The organism is Micromonospora sp. NPDC047793, assembly GCF_040642635.1.
In the GTDB taxonomy this organism is placed as follows: domain Bacteria; phylum Actinomycetota; class Actinomycetes; order Mycobacteriales; family Micromonosporaceae; genus Micromonospora.
Window position 1 is genome coordinate 234,758 of the sequence record NZ_JBEYSG010000007.1, and the last position, 24,201, is coordinate 258,958.

Consider the following 24,201-nt stretch of genomic DNA (forward strand, 5'->3'; position numbering starts at 1 on the left):
CCCCGCTGCCGTCGCGGACCCGGAACCCGGTGGTTCCGGCGCCGTCCCGGCTGTCGCAAGCCCGGCGGCCGGGGTGATCCCGGCCCCGCGCGTGTCCGGGTCGACCGGTCCCACCCCGGCCGATGCGCCCGCCGTCGGCCGGGTCACGCTGGTCGGAGGCGGCCCCGGCGACCCGGGTCTGCTCACCCGCCGGGCGCTGGACCGTCTCGCCGAGGCCGACGTGGTGGTGGCCGACCGGCTCGTGCCGCACGCGGTGCTGCGCGACCTGCGGCCCGGCGTCCGGGTCGTCGACGTGTCGAAGGTGCCACGCGGCGCGTTCGTCCCCCAGGAGCAGATCAACCAGATCCTGGTCACCGAGGCCCAGGCCGGACACCGGGTGGTGCGGCTCAAGGGCGGCGACCCGTTCGTCTTCGGCCGGGGCATGGAGGAGGTGCTGGCCTGCCGGGCCGCCGGGGTGCCGGTGGAGGTGGTACCCGGGGTGTCCAGCGCGGTGGCCGTGCCCGAGCTTGCCGGTGTGCCGGTGACCCATCGCGGTCTGACACAGGGCTTCACCGTGCTCGCCGCCCACCTGCCGCCCGACGACCCGGGCAGCACCGTCGACTGGGCCGGGGTGGCCCGCTCCGGCACCACGATCGTGCTGCTGATGGCGGTGCAGACGCTGCCCGAGGTGACCGACGCGCTGCTGCGGCACGGCATGGACCCGGCCACGGCGGCGGTCAGCGTGGAGAACGGCGGCACCGACCGGCAACGCGTCCTGCGCGGAAGCCTCGCCGACATCGCCGACGTCGCCGCCGCCGGGCACCTGTGCGCACCCGCCGTCACCGTGATCGGCGCGGTCGCCGCGTTCGCTGACGTCACCCAGCTCGCCGACGTCTGAGCCCCGTCCCGGGCACGTCGCCTGAGCCCGTCCCGGGGAACCGACGGCTCCCCGGGACGGGCACCGCTCAGCCGGACTCCTCCAGGTCGCCCTCCACCTCCAGGTACGCCTGCCGTAGCGCGTCCATCAGGGCGGGATCGGGCTTGGCCCAGAGCCCACGGTCGGCGGCCTCGGTGAGCCGCTCGACGATCCCGCGCAGCGCCCACGGGTTCGACCGGCGCAGGAACTGCTGGTTCTCCGGGTCCAGGACGTAGCTCTCCGCGAGCTGCTCGTACATCCAGTCGGTGACCACGCCGGCCGTCGCGTCGTACCCGAACAGGTAGTCGACCGTGGCGGTCATCTCGAACGCGCCCTTGTAGCCGTGCCGGCGCATCGCAGCGATCCACCGTGGATTGACCACCCGGGCGCGGAACACCCGTGCGGTCTCCTCGGTCAACGACCGGGTCCGGGTGGCGTCCGGGGTGGTGCTGTCCCCGATGTACGCCCGGGGCGCCTGCCCGGTCAACGCCCGCACCGTGGCGATCATCCCGCCGTGGTACTGGAAGTAGTCGTCGGAGTCGGCGATGTCGTGCTCACGCGTGTCGGTGTTCTTCGCCGCCACCGCGATCCGCCGGTACGCCGACTCCATGTCCTCCCGGGCGGGCCGCCCGTCCAGGTCACGGCCGTACGCGAACCCACCCCACACGGTGTAGACCTCGGCCAGGTCGGCGTCGTCGCGCCAGTTCCCGCTCTCGATCAGCGGCAACAGCCCGGCACCGTACGCACCGGGCTTGGAGCCGAAGATGCGGGTGGTGGCACGCCGGTCGTCGCCGTGCCGGGCGCTGTCGGCACGGGCGTGCGCGGCGAGGTAGTTCTCCTCGTCCGGCTCGTCCAGCGCCGCCACCTCCCGGATCGCGTCGTCCAGCAGGAGCACCACGTGCGGGAAGGCGTCCCGGAAGAAGCCGCTGATGCGCAACGTGACGTCGATGCGGGGGCGGCCCAGATCGGCCAGCGGGACGATCTCGACGCTGGTGACCCGCCGGGACGCCGGATCCCAGACCGGTTGCGCCCCGATCAGCGCCAACACCTCGGCGATGTCGTCGCCGGAGGTCCGCATCGCCGAGGTGCCCCACGCCGACAGACCGACCGAGCGTGGCCACTCGCCGGTGTCCCGGCGGTAACGCTCCAGCAATGAGGTGGCCATCGCCTGCCCGGTCTCCCAGGCCAGTCGGCTGGGGATCGCCTTCGGGTCGACGGTGTAGAAGTTGCGGCCGGTCGGCAGCACGTTGACCAGGCCGCGCAGCGGCGACCCACTCGGTCCGGCCGGCACGTAACCCCCGTCGAGGGCGTGCAGCACGGCGTCGAGTTCCCCGGTGGTGCCGGCCAGCCGTGGCGCGACCTCGGTCGCGGCGAACGTCAACACCCGGCCGACCTCCGCGCCGTGCGGGTGGTCGTCGCCGAGCACCTCGACGCGTACCCGGTCGACCGCCTCGGCGGACCAGTCGTGCCGCTCCATCTCCTCGGCCAGCCGTCGGGCCACCGCCTCGATCCGGTCCACCTCGGCGGTCTGCTCGGCGCCGCCCTCGTCGAGGCCGAGCGCGGCCCGCAGACCGGGCACCGCGTCGGCCTGACCGCCGAAGACCTGGCGGGCGCGCAGGATGGCCAGCATCAGGTTGACCCGCGCCTCGCCGGTCGGGGCGTGCCCGAGGACGTGCAGGCCGTCGCGGATCTGCGCGTCCTTGACCTCGCAGAGCCACCCGTCGACGTGCAGCAGGAAGTCGTCGAACTCGGCGTCGTGCGGACGCTGCTCCATGCCGAGGTCGTGGTCGAGGCGGGCGGCCTGGATCAGCGTCCAGATCTGCGCCCGTACGGCCGGCAGCTTGGCCGGGTCCATGGTGGCGATGTTGGCGTGCTCGTCGAGCAACTGCTCCAGCCGGGCGATGTCGCCGTAGCTCTCCGCGCGTGCCATCGGCGGCACCAGATGGTCCACGATGGTGGCGTGCGCCCGCCGCTTGGCCTGCGCGCCCTCACCCGGGTCGTTGACCAGGAACGGATAGATGAGCGGCAGCTCGCCGAGGACCGCGTCCGGGCCGCAGCTCGCGGAGAGGCCGAGGTTCTTGCCGGGCAACCACTCCAGCGAGCCGTGCTTGCCCAGGTGCACCACGGCGTGCGCGCCGAACTCCTCGTCCAGCCACCGGTAGGCGGCCAGGTAGTGGTGCGTCGGCGGCAGGTCCGGATCGTGATAGATGGCCACCGGGTTCTCGCCGAACCCGCGAGGCGGCTGGATCATCAGCAGCACGTTCCCGGCCCGCAACCCGGCCAGGACGATCTCGCCGTCCGGGTCGGCGGACCGGTCGACGAACAGGTCACCCGGGGCGGGACCCCAGTGCTCGGTCATCGCCTCCCGCAGGTCGTCGGGGAGCGCGTCGAACCAGCGGCGGTAGGTGGTGGCCGGGACGCGTACCGGGTTGCCGGCCAGCTTCTCCTCGGTGAGCCACTCCGGGTCCTGGCCGCCGGCCGCGATCAGCGCGTGGATCAGGCGGTCCCCGTCGGCGTCCTGGCCGTCGCCGCTGGGCAGCAGGCCGGGCAGCGCGTCCGGGCCGTCGACCGGACCGACGTCGTAACCCTGCCCGCGCAGCGTCCGCAGCAGGTGTACGGCGCTGGCCGGGGTGTCCAGACCGACCGCGTTGCCGACCCGGGAGTGCTTCGTCGGGTACGCCGACAGCACCACCGCGATCCGTCGTTCGGCCGGCGGCACGTGGCGCAGCCGTGCGTGCCGGACCGCGATGCCGGCGACCCGGCGGGCACGCTCCGGGTCGGCGACGTAGTGCGGCAGCCCGTCGGCGTCGGTCTCCTTGAACGAGAACGGCACGGTGATCAGCCGACCGTCGAACTCCGGCACCGCCACCTGGGTGGCCGCGTCCAGCGGGCTGAGTCCGTCGTCGCTCTCCGCCCAGGACGCCCGGTCCTGGGTCAGCGCCAGCGCCTGGAGGATCGGCACGTCCAGCTCGGCGAGCGCACCGACGTCCCACGCCTCGTCGGCGCCCCCGGCGGAGACCTCCGCCGGCCGGGTACCCCCGGCCGCCAGCACCGTGACCAGCAGCGCGTCGGCCCGGCCGAGCGTGGCCAGCAGGTCCGGCTCGGGGGCGCGCAGGCTCGCGCAGAACACCGGCAGTGGCACGCCACCGGCCTGCTCGACGGCCGCGCAGAGCCCCTCCACGAAGGCGGTGTTGCCGCTGAGCTGGTGGGCCCGGTAATAGAGGATGCCCACGGTCGGCCCGGTCCCCGTCGGGGCCGGACGTGACATCACCCCCCAGGTGGGGTGTGCGACCGGCGGCGCGAAGCCGTGACCGGTCAGCAGCACCGTGTCACTGAGGAACGCGTGCAGCTCGCGGAGATTGTCCGGACCGCCCTGCGCCAGGTAGGCGTGCGCCTGGGCGGCGATGCCCCGGGTCACCGTGGAGCGGGCCATCAGGTCGGCGTCGGGAAGCTGCTCACCGCCGAGGGCGACCACCGGCACGTCGCCGCCGAGCAACGTGTCCAGGCCACGCTGCCACATCCGGTAACCGCCGAGGATGCGGACCACCACCAGGTCCACGCCGGCCGTCAGGTCGGCCAGTGCCTCCGGTTCCTCGCCGACGCGGGCCGGGTTCGCCAGCCGGTACGTCGCACCGCTGGACCGGGCGCTGAGCAGGTCGGTGTCCGAGGTGGACAGCAGTAGGATCACGCCGTCACCGGGCATGGTTGACTCCTCCCCGGGTCCGCGCCCGTGGCCGTCGGTCGCGGTCGACCGGAGTGTCTGGCTCGCGGCCCGGCACGGGGCCGGACCGGTGACAGTGGCGGGACCGCCCCGGACTCGCACCGGGTTCCTCCGCACCGACCGCGTGATGCTGATCTCGGCGCATTCCGTGCCGAGAGTCTGACTCTACGATGAGCACGTGCCCGCTGTCTCCTCCCCGTCCGGCCGTTCCGGCGCCGACCGGTGTCCCGGGGCGCTTCGGGCCCACCAGGCCGCCGACGGTCTGCTGGTCCGCGTCCGGCTTCCCGGCGGCGGGTTGAGCACGTCACAGCTACGCCGGCTGGCGGCCACCGCCCGACGCGACGCCGACGGCACGCTGGAGCTGACCTCGCGGGCGAACGTGCAGCTCCGCGGCATCCCCGACCAGGTGGCGGTGGACCGCATCGCCGCCGTCCTGGTCGAGTCGGGGCTGCTGCCCAGCGCCACCCACGAGACGGTCCGCAACATCGTCGCCTCACCGCTGAGCGGCCTGGAGCACGACGGGCGGCCCGACGTACGGCCGGTGGTGGCCCGGGTCGACGAGGCGCTCTGCGCCTGTCCCGATCTCGCCGACCTCAGCGGCCGTTTCCTCATCGCCGTCGACGACGGCCGGGGTGACGTCGCCACCCTCGGCGCGGACCTGTGCTGGCTGGCCGACCCGGGCGCGCTGCTGGTGGCGGGACACGACGTCGGGCTGCGGGCCGACGCCGACGAGGCGGCCGAAACGATCGTCGCCGCAGCCCGGGCCTTCCTGCGCCACCGGGCCGGCCGGCGGGACGTGTGGCGGGTGGCCGACCTGCCCGAGGCACCCGCCGCCATCGTCGCGGCACTGGGCGGGCCGCACGCCGCGCCGGTCGACGTGCCGCGTGGCGGCCCGCCGCCGGTCGGTCCGGACCCGGCCGGGTTCGTGGTCGCCGCCGCACCCCTGGGCCGGCTCACCGCCGCGCAGGCCGAGGCGGTCGCGGCGCTGACCGACGGGCCGGTGGTGGTGACCCCGTGGCGGACCGTCGTCGTGGTCGCCGCACCCGAGTCGGCGGTGCCGGTGCTGACCGGGGCCGGGCTGGTCGTCGATCCCGCCTCGCCCTGGGTCGGGGTGACCGCCTGCGCGGGCCGACCCGGTTGCGGCAGCGCGTTGGCCGACGTCCGCGCCGACGCCACGGCCGCCCTGACCGCCGCCGCACCGCCCGCCGACGACGCGCTTCCCCTGCACTGGGCGGGCTGTGACCGGTGCTGCGGCCGACCGTCCGGTCCGGCTGCCCTGGCGGTGGCCACCGGCGCCGGTTACCGTGTCGCCGGTCCCCGAGGGGATCACCACGGCCCGCTGTCCGAGCGGGTGGCACAGGCACGGAGACCACGATGAGTTACGACTACGTCCGCGAAGGCGCCGAGATCTACCGCCGCTCGTTCGCCACCATCCGCGCCGAGACCGACCTGTCCCGCTTCCCCGCCGACGTCGCCCGGGTGGTGGTGCGCATGATCCACGCCTGCGGCATGGTCGACCTGGTCGACGACGTGGAGGCGCACCCCGAGGTGGTCGCCGCCGGGTACGCCGCACTGGCCGCCGGTGCGCCGGTGCTCTGCGACGCGGCGATGGTCGCCGCCGGGATCACCCGCACCCGGCTGCCCGCCGACAACGAGGTGGTGTGCACGCTGCGTGATCCGGCGGTGCCCGATTTGGCCCGGCAGTTCGGCACCACCCGCAGCGCCGCCGCCATGGAGTTGTGGCGGGACCGGCTCGACGGCGCCGTGGTCGCCATCGGCAACGCCCCGACCTCCCTGTTCCGGCTGCTGGAACTCGTCGACGAGGGCGCGGGTCGGCCGGCGGCGGTGGTGGGCGTACCGGTCGGGTTCATCGGCGCGGCCGAGTCCAAGCAGGCGCTGGCCACGCATCCGGCCCGGATCCCGTACCTGGTCGTGCAGGGTCGTCGGGGCGGCAGCGCCGTCACCGCGGCGGCCGTGAACGGCATCGCGAGCGAGGTGGAGTGACCATGGTGGAGCCCGGCACGCTCTACGGCGTCGGGGTCGGACCCGGCGACCCGGAACTGTTGACGGTCAAGGCGGCCCGGCTGATCGCCGAGACCGACGTGGTCGCGTACTACTCGGCCCGGCACGGCCGCAGCATCGCCCGCTCCATCGTGGCCGGTCTGCTGCGGGAGGACCACGTACACGAGGCCCTGGTCTACCCGGTCACCACCGAGGGCACCGACGACCCGGCCGGCTACGAGGGCGTGATCCGCCGGTTCTACGACGACAGCGCCGAACGGCTGGCCGTCCACCTGGCCGCCGGACGCGACGTGGTGGTGCTCTGCGCGGGCGACCCGATGTTCTACGGCTCCTACATGTACCTGCACGAGCGGCTCGCGCACCGGTTCCCGGCCGAGGTGGTGCCGGGGGTGACCTCGATCAGCGCCGCCTCCGCCGTGCTGGGTCGGCCGCTCGTCGAACGCGACGAGGTGCTGACCGTCCTGCCCGGCACGCTGCCCGCCGAGGAACTCGCCCGGCGGCTCGCCGACACCGACGCCGCCGCCGTACTCAAGCTGGGCCGGACCTTCGACAACGTCCGCGCCGCCCTGGACGACGCGGGCCGACTGCCCGAGACCTGGTACGTGGAGCGGGCCACCTCACCACGCGGACGACACGCCCCGCTGGCCGACGTGTCCACCGACGAGGTGCCGTACTTCTCGCTGGCGTTGCTGCCCAGCCCGACCAGCGCCGCCAGCCGCGACGACCTGCCGGCACCCGGACCGGCGTCGGCGGGGGAGGTGGTCGTGGTCGGGCTCGGCCCGGCCGGACCCCGCTGGCTCACCCCCGAGGTGGCGCGGGCGCTGCGCGAGGCCGAGCACCTGGTCGGCTACGGCCCGTACGTGGACCGGGTGCCGGTGCGTCCCGGCCAGCAGCGGCACACCTCGGGCAACCAGGTGGAGACCGAACGGGCCGCCCACGCCCTGGAGCTGGCACTCGGCGGGGCCCGGGTGGTGGTGGTGTCCTCCGGCGACCCCGGCGTGTTCGCCATGGCCAGCGCGGTCTACGAGGTGGCGACCGGCCAGGCGAGATTCGCCGGGGTGCCGGTACGGGTGCTGCCGGGCCTGACGGCGGCGCAGGCGGCGGCGAGCCGGGTGGGTGCCCCGCTCGGGCACGACTTCGCGGTGCTGTCCCTGTCGGACCGGCTCAAACCGTGGCCGGTCATCGAGTCCCGCCTGGCCGCCGCCGCCGCGGCCGACCTGGTCCTGGCGCTCTACAACCCGGCCTCGGCCAGCCGTCGCTGGCAGGTGGGCGCGGCCCGGGAGACGCTGCTGCGCCACCGTGACCCCAAGACGCCTGTGGTGCTGGCCCGGGACGTGGGCCGGGCCACCGAGTCCGTCACCGTGATCACGCTCGGTGATCTCGACCCGGACACCGTGGACATGCGCTGCCTGCTCATCATCGGCTCGTCGACCACCCAGGTCAGCACGCGGGGCGACGACTCGGTGGCGGTCTGGACGCCGCGCACCTATCCCGGCTGAACCGGCAGCGCCGACACCCAGTCCACCGCCTCGTCCACCCTGGACACCGTCGTCGGATGGACGGCGGGCACCGGCCGGTCGATCATCAGCACCGGTAGGCCGAGCTGTCGGGCCGCGTCGAGTTTCGCCTCGGTGAGCCGGCCGCCGCTGTCCTTGGTCACCACCACGTCGAGGCGATGGGTGCGGATCAGCTCCAGTTCACCGGCGAGCGTGTAGGGACCCCGGCTGCGCAGCAACCGGATGTGTTCCGGCAGCGGCTCCTCCGGCGCGTCCACGACCCGGGCCAGGATCCACAGCCCGGTCGACGGACGGAACGCCGCGAGGCTCTGCCGTCCGGTGGTGAGCAGGACCCGCCGCCCGAGCGCCGGAAGTTCCCGGACGGCGGCGGCCACGTCCGGCACACGGTGCCAGCGGTCACCCGGCCGCGCCGTCCAGCCCGGTCGTTCCAGCCGCAGATGAGGTACGCCGACCTGGGCAGCGGCGGTGACGGCGGCGGTCCGGATCCGGGCCGCGTACGGGTGGGTGGCGTCGACCAGTACGTCGACGGGGTGCGTGTCGAGCCACCGGGCCAGGCCGTCGGCACCACCGAACCCCCCGATGCGTACCTCACCGACCGGCAGGCGGGGATCGGCGACTCGCCCGGCCAGCGACGAGATCACCGACAGCCCCGGCCGGTCGACGAGTCGGGCGGCGAGATCACGTGCCTCGGCGGTGCCCCCGAGGATGAGTACCCGCACCCGCCACCCCCTGCTGCTCGTTCCCCGATCGACCAGTCAACCACGCGCCTTCGTGTAAGGAAGGGCCCCCTGCTAACGCCTGCGGTATAGCAGGGGTCCCCTCCTAACATCGGCGCCGGCGCCGGCTCTCCCGTGCGGGCACCTTGTTCCGGAGCCGGCGCCGGCTCGGCGGTGGGCGCCGGTACGGGCCCTCCGCGTGGGTGCCGGCGCCGGCTTGCGCAGCGGTCAGGCGGCGACGAACCCGTCGATCTGGTTGATCGCTCCGGTGGCGCCCTCCACCATGCCCATGTCCAGCACCTGCTGGAGCGCCTCGGCGGACGGGTAGGTGCTCACGTACGTCACCCGGGTCCCGCCGTCGTGCGCGCTGAAGGTGTAGACGCACTTGGAGACCGGCATCTCCGGGTTGGGGGAGAGGTCGTCGTGGGCGAAGCCGTCGTCGAAGGCGAAGCTGCGAGCCTCGTCCACGGCCGTGACCAGCCAGTACCCGGCGTACCGCTCGCCCTCCGGGCTGGTCATGTAGTAGGTGACCCGGCCCCCGGGCGTGAGATCGTGGTCGACCACGGTGGCCGGATAGGTCGGCGGTCCCCAGACCTTCTCCAGTTGGCGTGGGTCGGCGTACACCTGCCAGATCCGCTCCACCGGTGCGGCGAAGTCGGCGGTGATGGTCAGGCTCAGGTTGTCGAGGTCCTGCTTGACGTCGGTGACGGGCACTGTTCAGTCCTCCTGGTCGGTTTCGGATGCGATGAGCATGTCGATGCGGGCGATGCGGCCGCGCCAGACCTGTTCGAGCTCGGTGAGCATGGACGCCACCGACCGCACCGCCTGCACGTCGCCGCTGGCCAGTTGCTCGCGGCCGCTGCGTCGCTTGGTCAGCAGGCCGGCCCTCTCCAGCACGGCGACGTGTTTCTGCACGGCGGCGAAGCTCATGTCGTAGTTGGCGGCGAGCGCGGAGACGGAGTGCTCCCCGGCGAGCACGCGGCGCAGGATGTCGCGCCGGGTGCGGTCGGCGAGCGCGTGGAACAGGGCGTCCGCCCGGTCGTCACTCGTCTCCGTCACCACCCCAACATACAACCAATCAGTTGTACGTCGCCAGACCTTCGCAGGATTCATCCCCGCGTGTCGCGGCGCGGGGTGTGGCGCCTCGCGGTGCGGACACGAGCGCGGTGCGCGGCTGAGTCGCCGGACGCACGGCCGTCGATACGGATGCAAGGAAGGGTCCCCGGTTAACACCAGGTGTTAACCGGGGACCCTTCCTTGCATCCGGGTGGGGCGGTGCCTGGGTAGGTGGGGAGATTTGTTGTCGCTAGAGCGACAACAAATCTCCCCACCTCCTGGCAAGCTGGCCTGAGTGGGTACGGCTACGGGGCGGTGGGGCTTTCCGCCGGGCCGCTCCGGCGTCGCGCGAACGTCCGCGCCGCCACCACCGGCAGGACGCGCAGGAGTAGCGCCAGAATCACCGCCAACGTGGCAGCCTGCTCCACCGACAGCCCCTGCCACACCAGCACCGCGCCCGCACCCACACCGGTCAGCAGCGCACCACGCACGACGCGCAGCGCGACGACCAGGCCCGAGGGCTCCTCTCCGTCCCGGTCGGGCCTCGACCACAGCGTGCTCACCGCCGCCGTGACCGCGAACAGCACGGCGATCAGCAACGCCCAGAGGGCGACTCGTCCGGCACCGGCGTCGTCGGTCAGCGACGGTACGGCGAAGTTGGCCACCAGGAGAATGGCAAGGGTTGGTACCCACGTCAGGAGGAAGGCGGCCAGCCCGGTCTGCAACGCCCTGCGACCTCGACTGACCTGTGGTTGCACCTGGCTTCCGATGCCGGCGGTCACCTCGTCGGGGGCCCATACCAGCTGGCCGACCCTGCGCGGCTCGGGCGTTGGCTCTGACATGGCGGCAAGCCTAGTGTGGAGGACTTCCGCCGCCATGCGCGGTCTCTCGGTCACCACATGCGGCGCGTCGGCCACCGCGCGGTGTCACCCTTCGCGTAGGACGGCGGTGAGTGCGGCGTCGAGGATGTCCAGGCCGGCGTGCAGGTCTTCGTCGCTGATGGTGAGCGGTGGGGCGATGCGGAAGATCCCGCCCATGCCCGGCAGTTGGACGATGTTCATGTGCAGTCCCCGGTCGAGGCAGGCCGAGGTGACCCGGGCACCCAACGCGTCGGCCGGTGTGCGGCTCACCTTGTCGGTCACCAGCTCGATGCCCTGGAGCAGGCCCCGGCCCCGGACGTCGCCCACCACCTCGTGTTCGTCCCGCAGCGCCTGGAGCCGATCGGTGAGCTGCTCGCCGAGTCGCGCGGCACGCCGCACCAGATCCTCTCGGGCGATGACGTCGAGCACGGTCAGCGCGACCGCCGCCGCCAGCGGGTCGGAGACGTGGGTGGTGTAGAAGAGGAACCCCCGGTCGTGGCAGACCTGCTCGATCTCGGCGCTGGTCACCACGGCGGCCACCGGCAGTCCCGCCCCGAGGGTCTTCGACAGGGTCAGGATGTCGGGGGCGACGTCGTCGCGCTCGAAGGCGTACATCGTGCCGGTGCGGCCGAGGCCGGTCTGCGCCTCGTCGAGGATGAGGAGCATCCCGCGCTCGTCGCACATCTGCCGGAGGCGGGCCAGGTATCCGGGCGGCAGGTCGATGATGCCGCCCGAGGAGAGGATCGGTTCGACCAGGCAGGCGGCGAGGCTTCCGGCGGACTGCTGGTCGACCAGGGCGAAGCCGTACGCGAGTTCGGCCTCCCAGTCGTGTGCGCCGTCTGCGCTACGGAACGGCGACCGGTAGGCGTTCGGTGTGGGCAGGGCGAGGTTACCCGGGATCGGCGGACCGTAGCCGCGCCGCCCGGCGGAGAACGTCGCCGAGGCCGCCCCCTGCGTCATGCCGTGCCAGGACCGGTCGAAGGAGACGATCTCGTACCGGCCGGTGTAGAGCTTGGCCATCTTGATCGCCGCCTCGTTCGCTTCGGCGCCGGTGGTGAGCAGCAGCGTCTTGCCGAGCGGGTCGGGCAGTGTGGCGGCGAGCCGTTCGGCCAGCGCGAGCAGCGGCGGGCTGAGCATGCCGCTGTAGAGGTGGTCCAGTGAGGCGACCGCGGACGAGACGGTGGAGACGATGTCCGGGTGCCCGTGGCCGAGGATGGCGCTCATCTGCCCCGAGGTGAAGTCGAGGATCGACCTGCCCTCGCGGTCGAAGACGTACGCCCCCCGGGCGCGTTCGATGATCCGGGGAGTGAAGCTGGCCCCGTACCGGATCAGCAGGCGGTCCGCCTGGTCCCAGAAGGTCGTGTCCATCAGCGGTCCTCTCGTCCGTCGGGCGGCGGAGCCGGTCCCTGCCGGTCATCCTGCGACGGCCCCGGCGGGGCGACAAGCAGACAAAGATCGCTGATCGTTCGTCGTCGCCGTACGGTCGACGCATGCTGAACCCTCGACGCCTGGTGGTGCTGCGGGCGGTCCTGTTGGCCGGATCGATCAACCGGGCCGCCCGGAACCTGAACTACGCCCCGGCCACGATCAGTCAGCACATGACCGAACTGGCCAGGGAGACCGGCCTGGTCCTCTTCGTGAGGCAGGGACGGGGCATCGTCGCCACCGACGCCGCCCGACATCTCGCCGACCAGGCGCAGACACTGGTCGCCGACTTCGAGCGGCTGGAACGGGTCGTCGCGGACCTGCGTGGCGGCCAGGGCGAGCACCTGGCGATCGCCTGTTTCGCCTCGGCGGCCGAACGGTGGATCCCGGAGCTGGTGCGGACCGTTCGGCAGCACCGACCGAACCTCACCGTCGAGATCAGCCTCAACGAGCCGGTCGACGGGCGGGGGCGCCGGCAGCCGGACCTGGACATCCGCACCGAGCCGGCCGGCGGCGTCGAGGTACGGCTCGACGGCTACCAGCGGCACGACCTCGCCGTCGAGGAACTCGTCGCCGTCCTGCCCGCCGGGCACCCGCTCGTGGACGCCCCCGAGATCGCGTTGCGGGACCTCGGTGCCGAGCCGTGGGTGGACCACGACATCTACGACAGCCCGATCGGGCAGATCATCTCCAGCGCCTGCCGGACCGCCGGGTTCACCCCCCGATTCGCCGCCCGTCTGGACGACCACCGGGCAGCATTGCGCCTGGTGGCGGCCGGTGTCGGCGTCACACTGCTGCCGCGCCTGGCCGTCGTGGAGCTGCCCGGGGGCGCGGTGGCGAGGCCGGTGGTCCGTCCCGTCGTCCGGCGTCGCATCGTCGTGCACGTCCGCCGGGACCACCGTCGGCAGGAACTCCTCGCCCGCGCGGTGGCGCGGCTGCGCGCGGACGCCGAGGCCGATCCCTGCACCGCCATGCCTGACCGCTGACGCGACGACCGACGATCCGAGGCGGGGTCTGCGCATGACCGGTGATCCGGCGAACGGGAGTACGCGCGTGCCCGGTGTCCGAGGACACCGGGCACGACGGTGGTGCGACTGCCGTCTAGCGCAGCGGCCGGAAGCCGGCGCGCAGTTCCTCGGCGAAGGCCATCGGCCGTTCCCAGGCGGCGAAGTGCCCGCCCCGGTCGAGCCGGTGGTAGTAGACGAGGTTCGGGTACGCCTGCTCCACCCAGCTACGCGGTGCCTCGTACAGCTCGTCCGGGAAGACGCTCACCGCCACCGGCACGCGTACGCCCTTGGTGGCGAAGAACGAGAGTGCGTTCTCCGCGTAGAGCCGGGACGACGAGACGCCGGTGTTCGTCAACCAGTACAACGTGATGTTGTCCAGCACGTCGTCCCGGCTGAGGCCGCCGGGCCCGCCCGCGAAGACCCGCGAGATGAGGTCCAGACTGCGCGCGTCGTGGTCGAGCAGGAACGCGGCCAGGCCGACCGGCGAGTCCGCCAGCGCGGTCAGGGTCTGCGGCCGGGTGCCCATCATGAGGGCGTACGCGACGTGCTTCCACACGAAGTTCAGTTGCTCGCAGGCGCGCCGTTCCTCGTCGGAGAGGTTCGACGGCAGCGAGCCGAGGGCATCGTTCGCCCCGCTCATGTCGGACTGGAACAGCTTGTCGAGATCCGCTGGTACGGCTCCCGGCATGTTGGTGTGGATCCCGGCCAGCTCCGGCGGTGCCTGGACCCCCATCAGGTCCGAGATGATCGCGCCCCAGTCGCCGCCCTGGGCGACGAAGCGGTCGTACCCGAGGCGCCGCATCAGCTCGGTCCACGCGCTCGCGATGTGCTCCGGACCCCAGCCCGGCATGGTCGGCTTACCGGAGAAGCCGTGCCCGGGCATGGACGGGATCACCACGTGGAAGGCGTCCGAGGCGCTGCCGCCGTGGGCGGTGGGATCGGTCAGCGGGCCGATGACCTTGAGCTGTTCGATCACCGAGCCGGGCCAGCCGTGCGTGATGATCAGCGGCAGCGCGTCCTCGTGCTTCGAGCGGACGTGGATGAAGTGGATGTCCAGTCCGTCGATCTCGGTCATGAACTGCGGAACGCTGTTCAGCCGCGCCTCGACGCCACGCCAGTCGTACTCCTGCTCCCAGTAGCGCGCGACCGCCTGGATCGTGGCGAGCGGCACGCCCTGCGACTGGTCGTCGACGGTCTCCTGCTCCGGCCACCGGGTGGCGGCGATCCGGCGGCGCAGGTCGTCCAGCTCCGCCTGCGGGATCTCGACCGTGAACGGCCGGATCTGCGTGGTACGCGGTCGGGCTTCGGTCTTGACGGCCATCTCTGCCTCCTTCTCCCGCTCTCGCGGGTGTACGGGAGTCGTCGGACGGGGTCAGCGCCGTGCGGCGAATCGGTCGAGGTACGCCCCGTAGCCCTCGCGCTCCAGGTCGTCGCGGGGCACGAAGCGCATCGCGGCGGAGTTCATGCAGTAGCGCAGCCCGCCGGTCTCGATCGGACCGTCGTCGAAGACGTGGCCGAGGTGGCTGTCGCCGTGCGCGGACCGGACCTCGGTGCGGGTGACGCCGAGGCTGCTGTCCGGGATCTCGACGAGGTTCGTGGACTCGACCGGCCTGCTGAACGTCGGCCAGCCGGTGCCGCTGTCGTACTTGTCGACGGAGGCGAACAGGGGTTCACCGGACACCACGTCGACATAGAGACCGGGATCCTTCTTGTCCCAGTACTCGTTGGCGAAGGGCGTCTCGGTCGCGGCCTCCTGTGTGACCCGGTACTGCTCGGGCGTCAGGTTCGAGACCTTTTCGGGGTTCTTGCGGTAGTCCTGAGACACGACTTCTCCTCCCGGCGGGCAGTGCCCGGTGGTCGGGGAATCTCCGAACCCGCTGCCTACCCGGCCTGCCTCCGCCTACGCCACACAGTCACCGGGAGGCGTACGCGGCCCGGGCGGGGGCACCCACCTCGTGCAGGTGTCGCAGCGCCTGCCGGTACGAGTCGACCAGGCCGGTCTGCTCGTAGTGAACCCCGATCTCGGCGCAGTACGCCTGCACGATCGGCTGGGCCCGGCGCAGGTTGGGCGTCGGCATGGCGGGGAAGAGGTGGTGTTCGATCTGGTAGTTCAGGCCGCCGAGTGCCGCGTCCACCAACCGGCTGCCGTAAACGTTGCGCGAGGTCAGCACCTGCTTGCGCAGATAGTCCTCGGTGCCGGTCGGATGCGGCATCCCCTTGTGGTTGGGCGCGAAGGTCATCCCGAGATAGACGCCGAAGAGCGCCTGGTGCAGCAGCAGGAAGGCGACGGCCTGCGGCGGGGTCAGCACGAGCAGGAGGGCCGTGAGGTAGCCACCGGCGTGCAGGAGAAGCAGGGCGGTCTCCACACCGGGTCGCTTCACCGTGCCGTCCCGCAACGCCTTGACGCTGGATACCTTCAGGCTGACGGCGAGCAGGGTGAGCAGCGGGAAGAACAGGACGCCCTGGTGCCGGACGACGAATCCGCGCAGCCCACGACGGCCGACGGCCGACTCCGCGGTCCAGACGAGCACCTCCGGGGCCACGTCCGGGTCGAGATCGTCGTGATTGGGGTTGTTGTGGTGGCGGGTGTGCTTCTCCATCCACCAGCCGTAGCTCATCCCGACGCCGAGGTTGCCGGCGACCAGCCCGGCGACCGCACTCGGACGCCTGGTCCGGAACACCTGGCGGTGTGCCAAATCGTGTGCCACGAGCGCGACCTGGGCGAACGTGACGGCGAGGAAGACCGCGGTGATCATCTGCCACCACGACGAACCGAGGGCGACGAAGGCCGTCCAGCCACCGACGAACATGAGCCCGACGACACCCAACCTCAGGGCGTAGTAGAGGGGCCGGCGTCGCATCAACCCGGCATCGGTGATCCGGCGGGACAGGACGGCGAAATCGCTGCCGCTCGTCGGGCGCGGCGGCGTCGTGGCGGTCGTCATGGTCCCAGCAGACCGTATAGGGGACGCCCCCGTCAGGAGTTCTGCCCCCACCCTACGACGGGGTGCTAGCACCACCGAGAAGCGGCTGACACGCAGGCACAATGTGACGATGGACCGGGTCGACGGCGACGAGCGGGCGTACGCGTGGGCGTGGCGGGGCCTGCGCGCCGTACTCGCCGGTCTGGCCGCCGTCGGTCTGGCCGTGACCAACCTCGTGCTGCTCGGCGTCTCGCTGGTGGCACTGGCCCTGGTCCCGGTGCCGTTCCTCGGCATGGCGTTGCTGCCGTGGACGATGACGCTGGTCCGCCACCGCGCGGATCTCGAACGCCGGCGGGCCACCCGCGCCGGTGTCCCGGTGTCCCGGCCCTACCGTCCGCCCCCGGCACGCGGCGTCCCCGGCGGGTGGCGGCGGTTCCGCTGGATCGTCACCGACCCGGCCACCTGGCGCGATCTCGCCTGGCTCCTGCCCGGCGCGGTGGTGTCCACCGCCCTCGGTCTGATCTCGCTGGCCGTGCCGCTCTACGGCGTCATGGGCCTGACGTTGGTGCCGGTCTGGATCTGGCTCGGCACCGACTGGTACGGCTACGGCCTCGTCTGGTCGGTCGACAATGTCGTGGAAGGGCTGGTCTGTGTGCCGCAGGGCGTCGCCATCCTCGCCGGTGGGCTCTGGTTGGCCCCGTGGCTGCGCCGCGTCGACGGGTACTTCGCCCGGCTGCTGCTCGCCCCGACCAAGGCCGCGGAGCTGCGACTGCGCGTCACCGAACTGACCGTCACCCGGGCCGACACCGTCGACGCCCAGGCCGCCGAGCTGCGTCGCATCGAGCGTGACCTGCACGACGGCATCCAGGCTCGCCTCGTCTCCCTGGGCATGATGATCGGCCTGGCCGACGAGCTGATCGACCGTGACCCGAACGCGGCTCGTGAGATGCTCGCGGAAGCGCGGGAGTCCAGCGGCACCGCCCTGGTCGAGTTGCGCCATCTCGTCCGGGGCATCCATCCGCCGGTGCTGGCCGAGCGCGGGCTCGACGGCGCGGTGCGGGCGTTGGCGCTGGGCCTGCCCGTGCCGATCACGGTCGATGTCGACCTGCCCGGCCGACTCGACACCCCGGTCGAGTCGGCCGCCTACTTCGCCGTGGCCGAGACGTTGACCAACCTGGTCCGGCACAGTCGGGCGCGGACCGGGGCGGTGTCCCTGCGGCACTCCGACGGCACGCTGACCATGGTGGTCGCCGACGACGGGACCGGTGGTGCCGACCCGGGCGCCGGTTCCGGCCTCCGGGGTATCGAACGCCGTCTGGCCGCCTTCGATGGCACGATCACCGTGTCGAGCCCGGCCGGAGGGCCCACCGTCGTCACCATGGAGCTGCCGTGCGCGTTGTCATCGCCGAGGACCACGCACTCCTCCGGGACGGGTTGACCCGGATCCTGCGGGCCTTCGACTTCGACGTCGTCGCGGCCGTCGACAACGGCCCCGCCCTGCTGCCGGCGCTGGTCAGCCTCCGGCCCCAGGTGGCGGTCGTGGACGTGCGGCTACCGCCGACGTTCACCGACGAGGGCCTGCACGCCGCGATCGCCGCCCGTACCCGGATCCCCGGTCTGCCGATCCTCGTGCTGTCCCAACACGTCGAGCCGTTGTACGCCCGGGAGTTGCTCAGCACACCGCACGGCGGCGTGGGTTACCTGCTCAAGGATCGGGTGTCCCACGTCGGCGAGTTCGTCGACGCGGTCCGCCGGGTCGCCCAGGGCGGGACCGCGATGGACCCTGAGGTGATCTCTCGACTGCTGGCCCGCCGGGAGCCTCTCGCGGTCCTCACCGTCCGGGAGCGGGAGGTGCTCGGCGAGATGGCCGAGGGCCGCTCCAACGCCGCGATCGCCGGCAAGCTGCACATCACCGAGAAGGCCGTCAGCAAGCACATCAACAACATCTTCACCAAGCTCGACATGCCGCCCTCGGACGACCACAACCGGCGGGTCCTCGCCGTACTGGCGTACCTCAACCCCTGACGGGGTCGACGTTCCGTCTCAGGCGTCCGCTCTCCACCGACGGTCACCGTCCGCGAGGGCGGGGCGGACCTCCGGGCCGCCCCGCCGCACGTCGGTGCTCAGCTGGTCGGGAAGTTGTCCGGGGTACGGATCCGGTCGCGTACCCAGACCCCGGCGGGCTTGAGGACGCCGGTCCCGGTGTACGAGCTGCCGCCGCAGGTGCCGGTGAGGAAGACGGCACCGCTGCGGAAGTCGTCGGAGAAGTTCCAGTTCACCCAACTGATCTTCTTGGTGGCCATCAGGTCCAGGTACTGCTGGGCACGGGTGAAGTCGTTCGCCCCGTCGCCGGAGGCGGTCTGGGTGCCGAACTCGGTGACGAAGACCGGCAGCCGGTCGGCGGTCCGGGACAGCGCGTTCAGGTACGTCGTGCCGTGCGAGGCGGCGTAGAAGTGGAAGGTGTACATGATGTTCGAGGCGTTGACCGGGCTGTTGACGATCTCGGTCTCCGAGGAGCCCTCGGAGAGGCCCAGCGACGACCAGGCGCGGGTGCCGACCAGCACCACGCCGTCGGGGTCCTGCGCCCGGATGACCGGGATGATCTGCTCGGCGTAGCTCTTGATCGACGCCCAGCTCACCCCGTTGGGCTCGTTGGCCACCTCGTACAGGATGTTGGTCTTGTCCTTGTGGCGCTGCGCGATCTCGGTGAAGAAGGTGCGCGCCCGGGCCAGGTTGTGGTTCGGGTCGCCCGGGGTGAGCATGTGCCAGTCGACGATGGCGTACATGCCGCGTGCGGTGGCCCGTTCGATGTAGTCGTGCACCCGGTCGGTGAAGCCGCGCGGGTCGGTCTCGTAGCCGCCCTCCTGGATGTACATGGAGATGCGCAGCACGTCGGCGTTCCAGTCGTAGGCGAGCGCGTCCAGCGAGGCGTTGTTGACGCACTGCGAGTACCACTGGATGCCGTGGGTGCTCATGCCGCGCAACTGGATCGGTCGGCCGTACTTGTTGCAGAGCTGCACGCCGCAGACCCGCAGCTGACCGTTGATCGAGGCGGGGGTGCCGGTCACCGTGCCGGGTGCCGTGGTCGCGGTGACCGTCGTGCTCGCCGCCGAGACGTTGCCGGCGGCGTCGCGGGCCCGGACCGAGAAGGTGTACGCGGTGGCGGGGCTCAGGCCGCCGACGGTGGCGGTGGTGGTGCCGACGACGCTGGTGGCGAGCATGCTGCCACGGTAGACGTCGTAGCCGGCGACCCCGACGTTGTCGGTCGCGGCGTTCCAGGCCAGCGCCACGCTCGACGTGCTGGTGCCGGTGACCCGGAGGTTGCCGGGCACGCTGGGCGCCTGGGTGTCGGCGTTGCCGCCGCGGCACGAGCCGCCGTTGACGGTGCAGTTGGTCGGCGTGCCGCTGCCGGAGACGATGAAGCCGAAGGTGGTCGACGCACCGGCGGCCAGGGTGCCGTTCCAGGTGCGGTTGGTGAAGCTGTGCCGGTTGCCGCTGCTGGTCAGCAGGGCGTCCCAGTAGCTGCCGAGCGTGGATCCGGCCGGCAGGTCGAAGTCGACCCGCCAACTGGAGATGGTGGTGGCGGTGTCGTTGCGGACGGTGAAGCGGGCCTCGTAGCCGCCACCCCACTCCTGGACCTTGGCGAAGTCGGCGGTCGCGGCCTGTGCGCCGGGGGCGGCGACCAGGACGCCGGCCATGGCGAGTGTGGCGGCGAGGACTCCGGACACCGCAGTACGCAGTCTGGACATTCCACTCCCTCTGTCGTCGTGGGGTAGCTGCCGACACGCGTCGAAACAGGACTGTAAAGATGTCTTACAGTCGGGTCAACCCGTCGACGGCGATCCATGTAGACCGTGGCGCCCGTTCGCACCTGCACGTGTGGCCGCCGGACGCGTCCGAACCCGTTCGACACCGCGTCTTCCGTGACGGGCGGCGCGTACACCCGGAGAACCGTACGCATCTTCGCCGCCGAGGCCGGGCCGGACGCTACCGGCCCTCCTGCCCAGCGTCGGACCAGGTGCTGATCCGGACGACCAGGTCGTGTCCACCCGTGACGAGGGTGCGCGGGCCGGCGAAGGCCACGCCGTGCACCACTCCGGCGTGGTGGATCCGGCTCACCTCCCGGCCCTCCGGCACCGTCCACACCCGTCCGGTGCGGTCGTCCCCGGCGGTGCCGAGCAGGCGACCCCGCGATCCGAACGCCACCGCCAGGACCCCGCCGTCGTGACGGACGGAGACGACGCGGTCACCGGATGCGGTGTCCCAGACCACGGCGGTGCCGTCGTAACCGGCGGTGGCGAGCAGTGTGCCGTCGGGGCTGAAGGTCACCGCGTTGACCCAGTCGTCGTGTGGCAGCAGCCGCAGCGGTCTGCGTTCTGCGACGCTCCACACCTCGGCGCCCCGGCGTCCGGCAGCCGTGGCCAGCAGCGAGCCGTCGGGATGGAAGGCGACTCCGTGCAGGCGGTGCGAGCCGGCGAACGTGGCCAACCGGCGTCCCGACCGGCTGTCCCAGAGCACGGCGGTCTGGTCGTGGCTGGCGGTGGCGAGCAGTGTGCCGTCGGGGCTGAAGGTCACCGCGTCGACCCAGTCGTCGTGGCGTACCCGCAGCAGTTGGTCACCGGTGACGGCGTCCCAGACGCGGGCGGTGCCGTCCCGCCCCGCCGCCGCGATCCGGGCACCGTCGGGGGTGCAGCAGACGCCGCTGGCCGCATCGTCACCGGGGCCGAGGCGACGACGCCAGCGCAGCCGGTCGTGGCGCAGATCCCAGAGCTGCACCTCGCCGGGCGAGCCGGTCGCCAGGGTGGCCCCCGCGCCGTCGACCGCCACCGCATAGACCCGGCGTCCCACCGCGATCGTCCGTGGGTCGGTCCGGCCGTGCTGGTCGACGCCGGACGGCGTCCCACCGCCGTCGGGCCTGCGTCCACCGTCGGGTGTGGCGGTCGTCGGCGCGGCGGCGGGCGTCGTGGCCTGGCCGGGGCCGGGCCTGGCGGAGAAGGCGCGGCGCGCCGACCGTCGGGTGTCGGGCGTGGGTCGGGCGGCCAGCAGCGCCGCACCGTACGCGACGGCCAGTTCCGGTTCGGCGGTACGCAGGACCGGCCGTCCGGTGTGCCCGGACAGGGTCCGCCCGACCGAGGGCATCCGGGTCGGTCCGCCCACCGGGACGATCCGGTCGATGTCGGACCATCGCAGGCCCAGGTCGTCGAGAAGCCGTTCGCACTCGGTGATGGTCTCCCGCAAGGCCGGCCGGACCAGCTCGTCCAGCTCGTCGCGGGTGAACGTGAACGTCGTCGGCGGGTCCAGGTCGGTGAGATCCGCCGAGTGGGTGGTGACCGTGGAGAGCCGGATCTTGATCTGCTCGCAGGTGTCGCGCAACTGAAGCCGGCGGGGCAGCAGGTCGAGGTCGGTGGTGTCGGCGAACAGGTGGGCGCACCGGTCCGGGAACCGCTGGCGGATGTGGGCCAGCAGCATCCGGTCGATATCGGTGCCGCCGAGGTCGGGGATGGCACCCGGTCGGCCCAGCACCTCGAATGCGCCGTCCGGGCCGGTCTGCGCCACCGCGCAGTCGAACGTGCCGCCGCCCAGGTCGTAGACGAGCGCGGTGACCTGCGCCGGCAACGTGGTGTCGGCGAAGGCGTACGCGGCGGCGGCCACCGGGTCCGGCTCCAGCCGTACCGTGGCCGGGTCGAAGCCGGCGAGGCCGGCAGCGGTGCGCATCAGGTGCCGGTTGTGGTCCTCCCAGCTTGCCGGCACCGTCACGACGACCCGCTCCGGTGTGCCCGCGACCGTCTCGGTGGCCTGCTCGCGCAGGAAGCGCAACACCTCGGCGGTCAGTTCGTGCGTGGTGAGCTCGCAGTCCTCACCGAGTGCCCACGGGATCGGATCGGCGAAGTCCCGTTTGAAGCGGCATCGGTAGTGCTGCGGGCGGAGCCGCCCGGCGTTCTCGGCCACGGCGCCGACCGCGAGCGTGCCGTCGGGCAACAGGCACACCGCCGACGGCACGGTGGGTACGTCGGGCCGCCCGGCCGGGTCGCGGGCCAGGACCGGCTCCCGACCGGGGCGGCCGATCACCAGCGCCGAGGTGGACATGCCGAAGTCGACGCCGTAGACGAGGCCGCTCGGCATCACGGTCGCCGTTCGGGCTCGTCCGTCGGGCGGGTCAGGTCGTCGGCCCGGTCCCGGAGCCGGTCGAACTGCTCCTGCAGGCCGGCGAAGACGGCCACCCGCGCGTTGAGTTCCGCGATCCGTTCCGCCCGCTGGAGCTCGTCACGGGCCCGGGCGGCAGCCAACCGCCGTTCGGTGGCGGCGTACGACTCGCTCTGCGCCGCCACGTGGTCCTCCAACGCCTGGGCCAACGCGTCGACGTAGTCGTTGACCTGGTACGTGAACTGCCGTTCGGCCCGTCGACGAGAGGATTCGATCATCGGGATGACGCGGTCGCGTAGCGCCGCCACCTGCTCGTGCCGGCGGCGGTGCTCGGCCTGGAGCTGGGCCTCCTGCCGCCCGGCGAACCAGCCGGTGATCTGGCCGACCATGCCACCGACGATGCCGCCGAGCAGGGTGCCCACGATCGGGATGACGCTGCCCGCCACCGCGCCGATGGCGGCGCCCGCCCCGCCGTACGCCATGCTGCCGCTCCACCCCGTGCGGAACGTGGCGAAGCGGGTGGGCTGGCTGCTGCGCGTCGGATGCACGTCGCCCACTCTGGGGGCGGTGACGAGGTCGGCGCCCTGCGGGAGGTCGACGACGACGGACAGGCGTTGCGCGTACCGGCTCGCCAGGTGTTCGGCGGCCATCCGGAGTTCCCGTTGGGCGCGTTGGCCCGCGTCGACGATCTGGTGCGAGATCCGGCGGGCCAGGGCGTTCGGGTCGGAGACGGCCTCGTCGGTGCCGAGGCTGCGGCGGAACTGTTCGGCGATCTGGTCGAAGTCCACGCCGAGCTGGTCGCGTACGTCGCGGGCGGCCATCTCCATGTCACCACGCAGGCCCCGTCGCCACCCCTGGGTCTCGGCGCGGAGTCTGTCGGCTTCGGCCCGGGCCTTCTCGATCTGCGTGCCCAACTCGTCGAGGGTGTCGTCGACCAGCGCGGTCAACTCGGTCGCGAGTGGAGCGATGGCGTCGTCGAGCAGGGTGGTCACGGCGTCCGCGGCCCGGACGACCTGCCGGGCACCGCAGGTGGCCGCGAGGGCGCCCCACAGCTCGCGTTCGAGGGCGGGGAACCCGGATTCGGCGAGCAAGTCGGGGTCGTCGTCGGCCAGCGCGGCGTTCTTGCGGTAGGCGGAGACGGCGGCCACCCGCAGCTCCTCCTCGGGTACGCCGGCCACCGCGGCGATGCGGGCGCGGGCCGCCGCCACCACGGGCTGGGGTTCGACGACCTTGTCGGTGCAGGTGATCGCGACCAGGACGGTCGGACACTGGGTCAGGGCATGGGTGAGGAACTCCAACTCGGGTGTGCCCAGTGGCTCGACCGCCGACGAGACGAAGACCAACGCGTCGGCCTGGGGGAGGAACGCCCGCGTCGCGGCCGTGTGCGCCGGGTTGAGGCTGCCGATCCCGGGGGTGTCGACGAGCACCAGGCCGGAGCGCAGCGGCTCCAGCGGCAGCCCGATCTCCACCAGGCTCACCCGGCGGGTGTTGTCCGGGTTCGCCTGCTCGGTCACGAACTCCGTGATCTCCTCCAGCCGGACCGGTCGCGACGTGGGGGCGGCCGACGGGTCGTCCGGGTCCTCGGCGAAGTAGACCACCGCCTGTTCCGCCTCGGCCCAGTGCAGGGCGGTGACGGTCGCCGTGGTGACGTCCAGGTCGACGGGGAAGAGTCCGACCCGTTCCACAAGTGCGTTGAGCAGGCTGGACTTGCCCTGCCGGAACTCGCCGCACACGACCACGTGGTAGCGGCCGGCCGCCACCCGCTCGCGTTCGGCCGTGAGCATCCGCGCGGCGGACTGTGACAGGTCGTCGGCGAGGACGACCTGGACGTGGTCGAGGAGGGAGAGGGTGTCCTGCCGGAGTCGGTCGAGCGTGTGCACTGCGATCACCTCTCAGAGGGCCGGGTGGTGGACG

19 protein-coding genes and 1 riboswitch are annotated in these 24,201 nt (G+C 72.4%); of the genes, 7 read left to right on the plus strand and 12 right to left on the minus strand.

The features are described 5' to 3' along the window. The first annotated feature begins 91 nt into the window (after positions 1–91). Positions 92–877: a uroporphyrinogen-III C-methyltransferase gene (gene cobA, locus ABZ738_RS16980; protein ID WP_254877057.1), complete on the plus strand. Its 786-nt coding sequence runs from the start codon at positions 92–94 to the stop codon at positions 875–877. 67 nt (positions 878–944) lie between these two features. Here cobA and cobN read toward each other — a convergent pair whose 3' ends face one another. Next, the gene (gene cobN, locus ABZ738_RS16985; RefSeq protein ID WP_357214191.1) at positions 945–4,598 is read right to left on the minus strand and encodes a cobaltochelatase subunit CobN; all 3,654 of its coding nucleotides are present in this window, start codon (positions 4,596–4,598) and stop codon (positions 945–947) included. Between the two features lie 51 nt (positions 4,599–4,649). Further along, positions 4,650–4,728: riboswitch (cobalamin riboswitch) on the minus strand. 66 nt (positions 4,729–4,794) lie between these two features. On the opposite strand from cobN, the gene ABZ738_RS16990 reads away from it, so the two are divergent. The 3 genes from ABZ738_RS16990 to ABZ738_RS17000 are packed head-to-tail and all read left to right on the plus strand — an operon-like array spanning position 4,795 to position 8,137. Continuing rightward, on the plus strand, positions 4,795–5,994 hold the full coding sequence (locus ABZ738_RS16990) for a precorrin-3B synthase (RefSeq protein WP_357214193.1): 1,200 nt from the start codon (positions 4,795–4,797) through the stop codon (positions 5,992–5,994). Next, positions 5,991–6,620, plus strand: a complete 630-nt coding sequence (locus ABZ738_RS16995) for a precorrin-8X methylmutase (protein WP_131053230.1) — start codon at positions 5,991–5,993, stop codon at positions 6,618–6,620. Before ABZ738_RS16990 ends, ABZ738_RS16995 begins: the two co-directional genes overlap by 4 nt. Before the next feature lie 2 nt (positions 6,621–6,622). Then, positions 6,623–8,137 (plus strand): precorrin-2 C(20)-methyltransferase, encoded by a 1,515-nt coding sequence (locus ABZ738_RS17000; protein WP_357214196.1) that lies wholly within the window; start codon positions 6,623–6,625, stop codon positions 8,135–8,137. Here ABZ738_RS17000 and ABZ738_RS17005 read toward each other — a convergent pair. From ABZ738_RS17005 to ABZ738_RS17025, 5 genes are all read right to left on the minus strand, one after another. After that, entirely contained in the window at positions 8,125–8,874 is a 750-nt protein-coding gene (locus tag ABZ738_RS17005) for a cobalt-precorrin-6A reductase (protein ID WP_131053228.1), read from the minus strand. The genes ABZ738_RS17000 and ABZ738_RS17005 overlap by 13 nt on opposite strands. Positions 8,875–9,099: 225 nt before the next feature. Then, the gene (locus tag ABZ738_RS17010; protein WP_131053227.1) at positions 9,100–9,585 is read right to left on the minus strand and encodes an SRPBCC domain-containing protein; all 486 of its coding nucleotides are present in this window, start codon (positions 9,583–9,585) and stop codon (positions 9,100–9,102) included. Between the two features lie 3 nt (positions 9,586–9,588). After that, complete coding sequence (locus ABZ738_RS17015) at positions 9,589–9,930, minus strand: metalloregulator ArsR/SmtB family transcription factor (protein WP_176093792.1); 342 nt, start codon at positions 9,928–9,930, stop codon at positions 9,589–9,591. A gap of 302 nt (positions 9,931–10,232) precedes the next feature. Then, the gene (locus tag ABZ738_RS17020) at positions 10,233–10,769 is read right to left on the minus strand and encodes a hypothetical protein (protein ID WP_131053225.1); all 537 of its coding nucleotides are present in this window, start codon (positions 10,767–10,769) and stop codon (positions 10,233–10,235) included. A gap of 84 nt (positions 10,770–10,853) precedes the next feature. Then, complete coding sequence (locus tag ABZ738_RS17025; protein ID WP_357214202.1) at positions 10,854–12,155, minus strand: aspartate aminotransferase family protein; 1,302 nt, start codon at positions 12,153–12,155, stop codon at positions 10,854–10,856. Positions 12,156–12,277: 122 nt separating this feature from the next. Between ABZ738_RS17025 and ABZ738_RS17030 the strand changes: the two genes are divergently transcribed. Continuing rightward, the gene (locus tag ABZ738_RS17030) at positions 12,278–13,198 is read left to right on the plus strand and encodes a LysR family transcriptional regulator (protein ID WP_131053223.1); all 921 of its coding nucleotides are present in this window, start codon (positions 12,278–12,280) and stop codon (positions 13,196–13,198) included. A gap of 115 nt (positions 13,199–13,313) precedes the next feature. On the opposite strand, the gene ABZ738_RS17035 is transcribed toward ABZ738_RS17030, so the two are convergent. From ABZ738_RS17035 to ABZ738_RS17045, 3 genes are all read right to left on the minus strand, one after another. Further along, positions 13,314–14,540, minus strand: a complete 1,227-nt coding sequence (locus ABZ738_RS17035) for an epoxide hydrolase (protein WP_357214205.1) — start codon at positions 14,538–14,540, stop codon at positions 13,314–13,316. A 51-nt stretch (positions 14,541–14,591) separates the two neighbouring features. After that, a complete protein-coding gene (gene msrB / locus ABZ738_RS17040) occupies positions 14,592–15,044 on the minus strand; it encodes a peptide-methionine (R)-S-oxide reductase MsrB (RefSeq protein WP_131053221.1) in 453 nt (150 codons plus the stop codon). An 88-nt stretch (positions 15,045–15,132) separates the two neighbouring features. Further along, the gene (locus ABZ738_RS17045; RefSeq protein WP_131053220.1) at positions 15,133–16,164 is read right to left on the minus strand and encodes an acyl-CoA desaturase; all 1,032 of its coding nucleotides are present in this window, start codon (positions 16,162–16,164) and stop codon (positions 15,133–15,135) included. Between the two features lie 109 nt (positions 16,165–16,273). Here ABZ738_RS17045 and ABZ738_RS17050 point away from each other — a divergent pair, with 109 nt between their 5' ends. Beyond that, positions 16,274–17,581, plus strand: a complete 1,308-nt coding sequence (locus ABZ738_RS17050) for a sensor histidine kinase (RefSeq protein ID WP_357214209.1) — start codon at positions 16,274–16,276, stop codon at positions 17,579–17,581. After that, on the plus strand, positions 17,533–18,168 hold the full coding sequence (locus tag ABZ738_RS17055; RefSeq protein ID WP_131053219.1) for a response regulator transcription factor: 636 nt from the start codon (positions 17,533–17,535) through the stop codon (positions 18,166–18,168). Before ABZ738_RS17050 ends, ABZ738_RS17055 begins: the two co-directional genes overlap by 49 nt. Positions 18,169–18,266: 98 nt before the next feature. On the opposite strand, the gene ABZ738_RS17060 is transcribed toward ABZ738_RS17055, so the two are convergent. From ABZ738_RS17060 to ABZ738_RS17070, 3 genes are all read right to left on the minus strand, one after another. Then, positions 18,267–19,892: a cellulase family glycosylhydrolase gene (locus ABZ738_RS17060; protein ID WP_236145731.1), complete on the minus strand. Its 1,626-nt coding sequence runs from the start codon at positions 19,890–19,892 to the stop codon at positions 18,267–18,269. 238 nt (positions 19,893–20,130) lie between these two features. Next, complete coding sequence (locus ABZ738_RS17065) at positions 20,131–22,266, minus strand: Hsp70 family protein (RefSeq protein WP_176093796.1); 2,136 nt, start codon at positions 22,264–22,266, stop codon at positions 20,131–20,133. Then, the gene (locus tag ABZ738_RS17070; RefSeq protein WP_131053616.1) at positions 22,266–24,167 is read right to left on the minus strand and encodes a dynamin family protein; all 1,902 of its coding nucleotides are present in this window, start codon (positions 24,165–24,167) and stop codon (positions 22,266–22,268) included. Before ABZ738_RS17070 ends, ABZ738_RS17065 begins: the two co-directional genes overlap by 1 nt. Between the last annotated feature and the right edge of the window lie 34 nt (positions 24,168–24,201).

What these genes read in the sequence shown, in the direction of transcription:
- ABZ738_RS17065 (WP_176093796.1), bottom strand. Translation starts at nt 22,266, where the DNA reads ATGCCGAGCGGCCTCGTCTACGGCGTCGACTTCGGCATGTCCACCTCG.
- ABZ738_RS17050 (WP_357214209.1), top strand. Translation starts at nt 16,274, where the DNA reads ATGGACCGGGTCGACGGCGACGAGCGGGCGTACGCGTGGGCGTGGCGG.
- ABZ738_RS17000 (WP_357214196.1), top strand. Translation starts at nt 6,623, where the DNA reads ATGGTGGAGCCCGGCACGCTCTACGGCGTCGGGGTCGGACCCGGCGAC.
- ABZ738_RS17045 (WP_131053220.1), bottom strand. Translation starts at nt 16,164, where the DNA reads ATGACGACCGCCACGACGCCGCCGCGCCCGACGAGCGGCAGCGATTTC.
- ABZ738_RS16995 (WP_131053230.1), top strand. Translation starts at nt 5,991, where the DNA reads ATGAGTTACGACTACGTCCGCGAAGGCGCCGAGATCTACCGCCGCTCG.
- ABZ738_RS17020 (WP_131053225.1), bottom strand. Translation starts at nt 10,769, where the DNA reads ATGTCAGAGCCAACGCCCGAGCCGCGCAGGGTCGGCCAGCTGGTATGG.
- ABZ738_RS17035 (WP_357214205.1), bottom strand. Translation starts at nt 14,540, where the DNA reads ATGGCCGTCAAGACCGAAGCCCGACCGCGTACCACGCAGATCCGGCCG.
- cobN (WP_357214191.1), bottom strand. Translation starts at nt 4,598, where the DNA reads ATGCCCGGTGACGGCGTGATCCTACTGCTGTCCACCTCGGACACCGAC.
- ABZ738_RS17060 (WP_236145731.1), bottom strand. Translation starts at nt 19,892, where the DNA reads ATGTCCAGACTGCGTACTGCGGTGTCCGGAGTCCTCGCCGCCACACTC.
- ABZ738_RS17030 (WP_131053223.1), top strand. Translation starts at nt 12,278, where the DNA reads ATGCTGAACCCTCGACGCCTGGTGGTGCTGCGGGCGGTCCTGTTGGCC.
- ABZ738_RS17025 (WP_357214202.1), bottom strand. Translation starts at nt 12,155, where the DNA reads ATGGACACGACCTTCTGGGACCAGGCGGACCGCCTGCTGATCCGGTAC.